The sequence below is a fragment of the Streptomyces laculatispora genome, from assembly GCF_017353455.1.
Classification (GTDB): Bacteria; Actinomycetota; Actinomycetes; order Streptomycetales; family Streptomycetaceae; genus Streptomyces; species Streptomyces laculatispora.
In genome coordinates this window covers 1-8,551 of the sequence record NZ_JAFMPZ010000621.1, presented here as the reverse complement: position 1 = coordinate 8,551, position 8,551 = coordinate 1, and the positions used below count along the sequence as shown (strand labels likewise).

Annotated in this window: 6 protein-coding genes; 2 read left to right on the top strand and 4 right to left on the bottom strand. The window is 70.6% G+C overall.

All coding sequences use genetic code 11. The annotated features are described in order from the left end of the window. Positions 1-123: 123 nt before the first annotated feature. The 4 genes from ilvN to J1C73_RS32535 all read right to left on the bottom strand — a co-directional run bounded on the left by ilvN (position 124) and on the right by J1C73_RS32535 (position 6,832). Positions 124-651: an acetolactate synthase small subunit gene (ilvN, locus tag J1C73_RS32550; protein ID WP_073738667.1), complete on the bottom strand. Its 528-nt coding sequence runs from the start codon at positions 649-651 to the stop codon at positions 124-126. Positions 652-674: 23 nt separating this feature from the next. Next, positions 675-2,531: an acetolactate synthase large subunit gene (locus J1C73_RS32545; RefSeq protein WP_123461816.1), complete on the bottom strand. Its 1,857-nt coding sequence runs from the start codon at positions 2,529-2,531 to the stop codon at positions 675-677. Positions 2,532-2,748: 217 nt separating this feature from the next. Further along, entirely contained in the window at positions 2,749-5,685 is a 2,937-nt protein-coding gene (locus J1C73_RS32540; protein WP_242645026.1) for a putative bifunctional diguanylate cyclase/phosphodiesterase, read from the bottom strand. A 184-nt stretch (positions 5,686-5,869) separates the two neighbouring features. Further along, complete coding sequence (locus J1C73_RS32535; protein WP_207319510.1) at positions 5,870-6,832, bottom strand: 2-hydroxyacid dehydrogenase; 963 nt, start codon at positions 6,830-6,832, stop codon at positions 5,870-5,872. Positions 6,833-6,927: 95 nt separating this feature from the next. Here J1C73_RS32535 and J1C73_RS32530 point away from each other — a divergent pair, with 95 nt between their 5' ends. Further along, a complete protein-coding gene (locus J1C73_RS32530) occupies positions 6,928-7,923 on the top strand; it encodes an aldo/keto reductase (protein ID WP_123461814.1) in 996 nt (331 codons plus the stop codon). A gap of 247 nt (positions 7,924-8,170) precedes the next feature. Next, positions 8,171-8,551 (top strand): PQQ-dependent sugar dehydrogenase (locus J1C73_RS32525; protein WP_207319509.1); only part of this gene is annotated, 381 nt, incomplete at its 3' end.

The following is an 8,551-nucleotide window of genomic DNA, read 5'->3' as shown; positions in this document are numbered from 1 at the left end:
GTCGTCGTAGAACAGCTCGGCCACTGGGTCTTCTCCTTGGTGTGCAGGTGTTGCGTCCCACCGTACGGCGGGGTGCGTCAGTTACGTTTTCGGGTCTCGCCATACGAGCGGCGAGCCGGCGGGCTACGCCGTGCGGTCGAGGGCGCGCAGGGACCGGTCGGTGATCGAGCGCGCGCCACGTCCTATGGCGATGGTGCCGGACTGGACGAGCTCCTTGATGCCGTACTGCTCCAGCATCTTGAGCATCGCCTCCAGCTTGTCGGCGCCGCCGGTCGCCTCGATCGTGACGGCCTCCGGGGAGACGTCCACGGTCTTGGCGCGGAACAGCTGGACGATCTCGACGATCTGGGAACGGGTCTCGCTGTCGGCGCGGACCTTCACCAGGACGAGCTCACGCTGGATCGCAGCGGCGGGCTCGAGTTCGACGATCTTCAGGACGTTGACCAGCTTGTTGAGCTGCTTGGTCACCTGCTCCAGTGGCAGGCCCTCGACATTTACCACAATGGTGATGCGGGAGATGTCGGGATGTTCGGTGGTACCGACCGCGAGCGAGTCGATGTTGAAGCCGCGGCGGGAGAACAGGGCGGTGATCCGGGCGAGGACACCGGGCTTGTTCTCGACCAGGACGGAGAGCGTGTGCTTGGTGGACATGGAAGTCGGTCTCTCTCTGTCTCTCAGTCGTCTTCGTTGTCGCCGAAGTCGGGGCGGACACCGCGGGCTGCCATGACCTCGTCGTTGGAGGTGCCGGCGGCGACCATCGGCCACACCATGGCGTCCTCGTGGACGATGAAGTCGACGACGACCGGGCGGTCGTTGATCGCGTTGGCCTCGGCGATGACCTTGTCCAGGTCGGCCGGGTCCTCGCAGCGGATCGCGTAACAGCCCATGGCCTCGGACAGCTTGACGAAGTCGGGCACCCGGGTGCCCTTCGCCGGGATGCCGTCCGTGTCGGCGCCGGAGTGCAGCACGGTGTTGGAGTACCGCTGGTTGTAGAAGAGGGTCTGCCACTGGCGGACCATCCCGAGCGCGCCGTTGTTGATGATCGCGACCTTGATCGGGATGTTGTTGAGCGCGCAGGTGGTGAGCTCCTGATTGGTCATCTGGAAGCAGCCGTCACCGTCGATCGCCCAGACCGTGCGGTCCGGCATACCGGCCTTGGCACCCATCGCGGCCGGCACCGCGTACCCCATCGTCCCGGCACCGCCCGAGTTCAGCCAGGTGGCGGGCTGCTCGTACTTGATGAAGTGCGAGGCCCACATCTGGTGCTGGCCGACGCCCGCCGCGAAGATCGTGTCCGGCGGGGCCAGTTCACCGACGCGCTGGATGACCTGCTGCGGCGAGAGGCTGCCGTCCTCCGGCAGGTCGTAGCCGACCGGGTAGGTGTCGCGCCAGCGGTTGAGGTCCTTCCACCAGGCGGCGTAGTCGCCGGTGTGGCCCTCGGTGTGCTCGGCCTGGACCGCCTGGACGAGGTCGGCGATGACCTCGCGGGCGTCACCGACGATCGGCACGTCGGCGGCGCGGTTCTTGCCGATCTCCGCCGGGTCGATGTCGGCGTGCACGATCTTGGCGTACGGGGCGAAGCTGTCCAGCTTGCCGGTGACCCGGTCGTCGAACCGGGCCCCCAGCGCGACGAGCAGGTCGGCCTTCTGCAGCGCGGTGACGGCGGTGACCGCACCGTGCATACCGGGCATTCCCACGTGCAGCGGGTGGCTGTCGGGGAAGGAGCCGAGCGCCATCAGTGTGGTGGTGACGGGCGCTCCGGTCAGCTCGGCCAGCACCTTGAGTTCGGCGGTGGCCCCGGCCTTCATGACGCCGCCGCCGACATACAGCACGGGGCGCTTGGCCTGGACGATGAGCTTGGCGGCCTCGCGGATCTGCTTGGCGTGCGGCTTGGTGACGGGCCGGTAGCCGGGCAGGTCCTGGGTCGGCGGCCAGCTGAAGGTGGTCTTCGCCTGGAGCGCGTCCTTGGCGATGTCGACCAGGACCGGTCCCGGACGGCCGGTGGAGGCGATGTGGAAGGCCTCGGCGATCGTGTGCGGGATGTCCTCCGCCTTGGTGACCAGGAAGTTGTGCTTGGTGACCGGCATCGTGATGCCGACGATGTCCGCTTCCTGGAAGGCGTCGGTACCGATGGCGGCGGAGGCCACCTGGCCGGTGATCGCGACGATCGGCACCGAGTCCAGGTAGGCGTCGGCGATCGGCGTGACCAGGTTGGTCGCGCCGGGGCCGCTCGTCGCCATACAGACGCCGACCTTGCCGGTGGCCTGCGCGTAGCCGGTGGCCGCGTGGCCGGCGCCCTGCTCGTGGCGGACCAGCACATGACGGACCCGGGTGGAGTCCATCATCGGGTCGTACGCCGGAAGAATGGCGCCGCCTGGAATGCCGAATACCGTGTCGGCCCCCACCTCCTCGAGGGAGCGGATGAGGGACTGCGCGCCCGTGACGTGCTCAACGGTGGCGGACGACGATCCGCCGTTACGGGCGCGCGGCTGGGGATGGTGGGCCCCGGTGGCCTGCTCGGTCATCGGCATTCTCTTCTCGAAGCTGAGGGTTTTTGCGAGTGTTTTACGACGTTTTGCGTAGTACCGGTGCAACAAAAAACCCCTCGTGCCGTGAGGCAAGCGAGGGGAGCGCGCCGGTGCGGTCTGCAGAGTGTCATTGAGCGACTCTGCTTCAGCCGACGCGCTTTCCAAGTACGAGAATTCGGGTGCGCATGGCATTGACCCTCTCTCCGACGCACTCGACGTGTCAAGTGGGTGGGACGGGCGTCTCAGCATGTGAGCCGGTGAGGAGTGGGATCGAGCCGCCCGCCAGGACCGGCTGCGCGGCCGGGCTGCCGGGCACCGGGAACTCGCCGCGGATCAGGGCGCGGCGCAGCCGGTACTCGTCCAGCGGCCCGGAGAAGGCCATGCCCTGGCCGTGCGTACAGCCCATGGCGCGCAGGGCGAGGACCTGTTCCGGCATGTCGACGCCGTCGGCCACGGACTGCATGCCGAGATCGCACGCGATCCGCAGCAGCCCGCTGGTGATCTTGTGCAGCCGGGCGGACTCGACGACGCCCTCGACCAGACCGCGGTCCAGTTTCAGTACGTCGATGGGGAGCCGGCGCAGGGCGTTGATCGCGGCGTAACCGCTGCCGAAGCCGTCGAGCGCGATGCGCACGCCGAGACGGCGCAGGGCCACCAGCCGCTGTTCGAGTTCGTCGAAGGAGACCCTCGGGTCGCTGTCGGAGACCTCGATCATCAGCGCCCCGGACGGCAGCCCGTAGCGGGTGAGCAGCGCCTCGACGGAGCCGAACGCCATCCCCTTGTCGAGCAGCCGGCGGGCGGAGAGCCGGACGGCGACGGAGACCTGATGCCCGGCACTGGCCCGGTCGGCGGCCTGCTCGACGGCCTCTTCGAGGAGCCAGCGGCCCAGCTCGGCGGTGCGGTCACTGTCCTCGGCGACGCGGAGGAACTCGGCGGGGGTGAACAGGATGCCCTGGGCGGAGCGCCAGCGGGCCTGTGCCGCGACGGCGGCGACCGTACCGCTGGTCAGATGCACCACGGGCTGATGGAGCAGCGCGAACTCACCGTCGCGCAGGGCGGTGCGCAGCCGGACCGCCAGCTCGGAGCGGCGCACCACCTCGGCCTGCATCTGCGGGGCGTACAGCTCGACGCGGTCCTTGCCGGCCGCCTTGGCGCGGTACATGGCGAGGTCCGCGTTGCGCATGAGGTCGTTGGGGGTGATGGCGGGCTCGGCGAAGGCGACCCCGATGGAAGCGGTGACCCGGACCTCGCCGGCGGCGATCCGGTAGGGCTGGGAGAGGGTGAGGCGCAGCCGGTCGGCGATCTCGTGGACCTGGTACTCACGGGCGGTCTGCTCGCGGCTGCCGTCACCGACGATGAGCGCGGCGAACTCATCACCGCCCAGCCGGGCGGCGGTGTCCCCGGCCCGTACGGAGTCCTGGAGGCGGCGGGCGGCCTGGATGAGGAGCTCGTCGCCCGCCTGGTGGCCGAGCCGGTCGTTGGCCGCCTTGAAGCCGTCCAGGTCGATGAAGAGCACGGCGGTGCCCGCGTCACCGGACCGGCGGCCGCCGAGGGTCTGGCGGACCCGGTCGGTGAAGAGGGCCCGGTTGGGCAGGTCGGTGAGCGGGTCGTGCTCCGCGTTGTGCTGCAGCTGGGCCTGCAGCCGGACCCGTTCGGTGACGTCACGGCTGTTGAGGATCAGCCCGCCCTGGTGGCGGTTGACGGTGGACTCGACGTTCAGCCATTCGCCGCTGCCGGACCTGAAACGGCACTCAATACGGGTGGTGGGCTCCTCGGCCGGCGGAGCGGCGAGGAACCGGCGCACCTCGTGCACCACCCCGCCCAGGTCGTCGGGGTGGATGATCGAGGCCAGCTCCGCGCCGATGAGGTCGTCCGCCTCGCGCCCGTAGACACCGGAGGCGGCGGGGCTGACGTAGCGGAGTATGCCGGTCGGGGCGGCGATCATGATGACGTCGCTGGAACCCTGCACCAGGGAGCGGAAGTGGTTCTCCTTCTGGGCCAGTTCCTGGGTGAGGGCGATGTTGTCGACGAGCATGATGCCCTGCCGGACGACCAGCGCGAGCACCACCGTGCATCCGGTGAAGACCACGACGCGGTCCACCCTGCGGCCCTCGATGACGTTGTAGAGGATGCCCAGGGTGCAGACGGCGGCGGCGAGATACGGCGTCAGCGCGGCCAGCGAACCGGCGATGGGGCGGCTGGTGGTACGCGGCTCGGACCGCTCCTGGACAGCGTTGTCTTCCTCGCGGCCCGCCCCCCAGGGGGCGTACGCGAGGAGCAGCGAACCGGCGAACCAGCCCGCGTCGAGCAACTGGCCGGAATGGTAGGTCTGTCGCAGCAGCGGCGAGGTGAACAGGGCATCGCACAGCACGGTCAGGGCGAGGGCGGCGATGGCGGTGTTCACCGCGGCGCGGTTGACGCTGGACCGCCGGAAGTGCAGCGCGAGCACCATGGAGACCAGCACGATGTCGAGCAGCGGGTAGGCCAGCGAGAGCGCCGCCCGCGCCACGCTCGCACCCTCGACGTCCGCCAGATGCGCGGTATGGGCGAGGGCGAGGCTCCAGGAGAGCGTGAGGAGCGATCCGCCGATCAGCCAGGAGTCGAGTGCCAGGCAGAGCCAGCCGGCCCTGGTGACGGGGCGCTTGGCCAGGACGAGCAGTCCGACGATCGCGGGCGGCGCGAAGCAGAGGTAGAAGAGGTCGGCGAGGGAGGGGCTGGGCACCGGGAGCCCGCGCACGAACTCGTACCAGCCCCAGACCGCGTTGCCCCCGGCCGCCATCAGCGAGGAGAGCGAGAACAGCAGCCAGGCCGGCCGGAACCGGTTGTCCGCCGCGCGGGCGAAGAGGAAGCACGATACGGCGGCGGCCAGGGCGGCGGTACTGAGGCCGAAGTCACCCATGAACACCGCCAGTTGCGCCGACCCCCAGCCGAGGCACGCACCCACCGCGTATCCGGCGCAGGCGAGGCCGAGGAGGAGCTGCGGGAGCAGCGCGGGCGTCCGCCCGACGGCCGACCGCCGGGCCCGCAACGCTCCGCGGATGCTCGCCGACGCGCTCACCGGGGTGCCCCCGAGGTCTCCGGACGGCTGCGGCGCCGGCGCACCGGACGCATCACCGGTGCCCTTCGGCCGCCCCGCCGTGTCGGATCGTTCGCCCATCGGCCGTACATAGCCCGTCGCCCCCTCGCGTGTGGCTTCCTCCCCGGCACCGTCCCTTCCACGGCGCAGCCTCCCTTTCGGACGATACACCAGACTCGTCACGCAGGGCCATAGTTCCTCTACTCTCCGTGACGACCTGGGGTGTTGTCGGCACGGGGCGCCGCGGTACGTGCTCGCAGCGTGTTCAGCCGGTGGTACGCACGACGTTGCGGACCGGATCCCCCGCGGCGAAACGGCTGAGCTGGCCGGCGATCAGGCGCTTGGCGCGAGGCAGGAACGCCGAGGTGCTGCCGCCCACATGCGGAGTGATCAGGACGTTCGGAGCATGCCAGAGGGAATGGCCGGAAGGGAGCGGTTCCGGGTCGGTGACGTCGAGCGCGGCGTGCAGCCGGCCGGACTCGAGTTCGGACAACAGGGCCTTGGTGTCGACGACACCGCCACGGGCGACGTTCACCAGCAGCGCGCCGTCCCGCATCGCCGCGAGGAACTCCGCGCCCACCAGCCCTTGTGTGGAGGGGTTCAACGGGGTGGACAGAATCACGATGTCGGCTTCGGGCAACAGTGCGGGCAGGTCGTCGAGCGTATGTACGGGACCGCGTGCGGTTGTCCGCGCAGAGCGTGCGACGCGCGCCACCCGCGCACACTCGAAGGGTGCGAGCCGGTCCTCTATCGCGGAGCCGATCGATCCGTACCCCACGATCAGTACGGACTTGTCGGCGAGCGCCGGGTAGAACCCGGACCGCCACTCCTCGTTGTCCTGGCCGCGCACGAACCCGGGGAAGCCGCGCAGGGAGGCGAGGATCAGGGCGACGGTCAGCTCGGCGGTGGACGCCTCGTGGACCCCCTTGGCGTTGCACAGCCGCACCCCGGCGGGCAGCAGACCGAGCCCCGGCTCGATGTGGTCGATGCCCGCGGAGAGGGTCTGCACGACCCGCACCGCGCTCATCCCGGCGAGCGGACGGACCGCGACCTCGGGACCTTTCATGTACGGAACGACGTAGAAGGCACAGTCCGCGGGGTCGGCCGGGTAGTCCTGCCCGCCGTCCCAGAATCGGTAGTTGAGACCCTCGGGGAGTCCGTCGATCTCGTCGGCCTCGATCGGCAGCCACGCGTCGGGGGCCGCGGTGGAATTCGTGGTGGAAGTCATGGTCAGGAGGCTATGCGAAGGCGCGCGGGGAGCAGAGGTTAGTTTGTGGGTGCGGAGTGGTCCCGTGCGGCGGGGCCGAGGGAGGGTTCGGGGAGTTGGAGCGCAGGAGTCTCGGTGCGGCGGCGCTCGCCGTGGGCGCGGTCGGTCTCGGCTGCATGCCGATGAGCTGGGCGTACGGCGCCTCGCAGCAGCGTGGCGACGATGCCTTGCGCGCGGTGCACGCGGCGCTCGACGCGGGCGTCCAGTTGCTCGACACGGCCGACATGTACGGCCCGTTCACCAATGAACTGCTGCTGGGACGGGCGCTGAAGGGGCGCCGTGCGCAGGCCTTCGTCTCCACCAAGTGCGGGCTGCTGGTGGTGGGCGATCAGCACATCGTCGCCCAGGGCCGGCCCGGCTATGTGCGGCGGGCCTGCGATGCCTCGCTGCGACGGCTGCAGACTGATGTGATCGATCTGTACCAACTGCACCGGGCCGATCCCGAGGTGCCTGTCGAGGAGACCTGGGGTGCGATGGCGGAGCTGGTGACCGCGGGGAAGGTGCGGGCGCTCGGGCTGTGCGCGGTCGGGGCGCGGGCCTCGCGCCGGCCGGGTGCGCGGATGCACGACGGAACGATCCGGCAACTGGAACGGGTGCAACAGGTCTTCCCGGTGAGCGCGGTGGAGGCGGAGCTCTCGGTGTGGTCGCCCCAGGCGCTGGAGTCGCTGCTTCCGTGGTGTGCGGCGCGGGGTGTGGGGTTCCTGGCGGCGATGCCGCTGGGCAACGGTTATCTGACGGGGACGCTCACTCCGGGGCAGGGCTTCGAGCCGGAGGACCTGCGGGCCAGGCATCCGCGGTTCACCGCCGAGATGATGGCGGCGAACCAGCCGGTGGTGGTGGGGCTGCGCCGGGTTGCCGAACGGCACGGGGCGACGCCCGCACAGGTGGCGCTGGCCTGGGCGCTGCGGCAGGGGCCGCAGGTGGTTCCGGTGCCCGGGACCAAGCAGGAGCGCTGGGCGGTGGAGAACGCGGGGGCGGCCGGTCTGACACTGACGGCGCAGGACCTGGCGGAGATCGACCGGCTGCCGCCGGCGCGGGAGTCGTGGGACTGAGCTCGCGGCGGGGTGGAACCGGGGCGGCCGGTCCTCGACCGCCAACGGCTGACGGCTGATCGAGAAAGTCGGCCGTCATGGGGCACCTCGGGCCGGGCGGCGGTGTAAGAACAGGGGACAGACGGCCGTCGAAGGGATCGGTGCGGTGTTCGGATCTGGGCAGGACCCGGTGGGGCGTCACCTGACGCGTCACGGGAACGATCGCGTGGTGCGGCGGCGTGCGGGGACAGGAGCGCGGCGCGGAGCGGTGGCCGTGCTGGCGGTCGGTACCCTGGTGCTCGCCGCGGGGTGCTCCTCGGAAGAGGGGGCGCAGAGCACGGCGGGCCAGGGTTCGAGATCACCGGCCGGGTCCGCGACGGCCGGGTCGAACCCGGGGGCCTCACCGTCCGCCTCGCGTCCCGCGGCCGATCTGCCGCCCGCGAAGGGCTCGGTGAAGGTGGTGTCGACCCTCACGGAGGGGCTGGACTCGCCGTGGGGTCTCGCGGCCCTGCCGGACGGTGACCTGCTGGTGTCCTCGCGCGACAAGGGGACGATCACCAGGGTCGACGCGAAGAGCGGGAAGAAGACGCTGCTGGGCGCCGTGCCCGGCGTGGCTCCCGCCGGGGAGGGCGGGCTGCTGGGGATCGCG

What these genes read in the sequence shown, in the direction of transcription:
- ilvN (WP_073738667.1), bottom strand. Translation starts at nt 651, where the DNA reads ATGTCCACCAAGCACACGCTCTCCGTCCTGGTCGAGAACAAGCCCGGT.
- J1C73_RS32545 (WP_123461816.1), bottom strand. Translation starts at nt 2,531, where the DNA reads ATGCCGATGACCGAGCAGGCCACCGGGGCCCACCATCCCCAGCCGCGC.
- J1C73_RS32540 (WP_242645026.1), bottom strand. Translation starts at nt 5,685, where the DNA reads ATGGGCGAACGATCCGACACGGCGGGGCGGCCGAAGGGCACCGGTGAT.
- J1C73_RS32535 (WP_207319510.1), bottom strand. Translation starts at nt 6,832, where the DNA reads ATGACTTCCACCACGAATTCCACCGCGGCCCCCGACGCGTGGCTGCCG.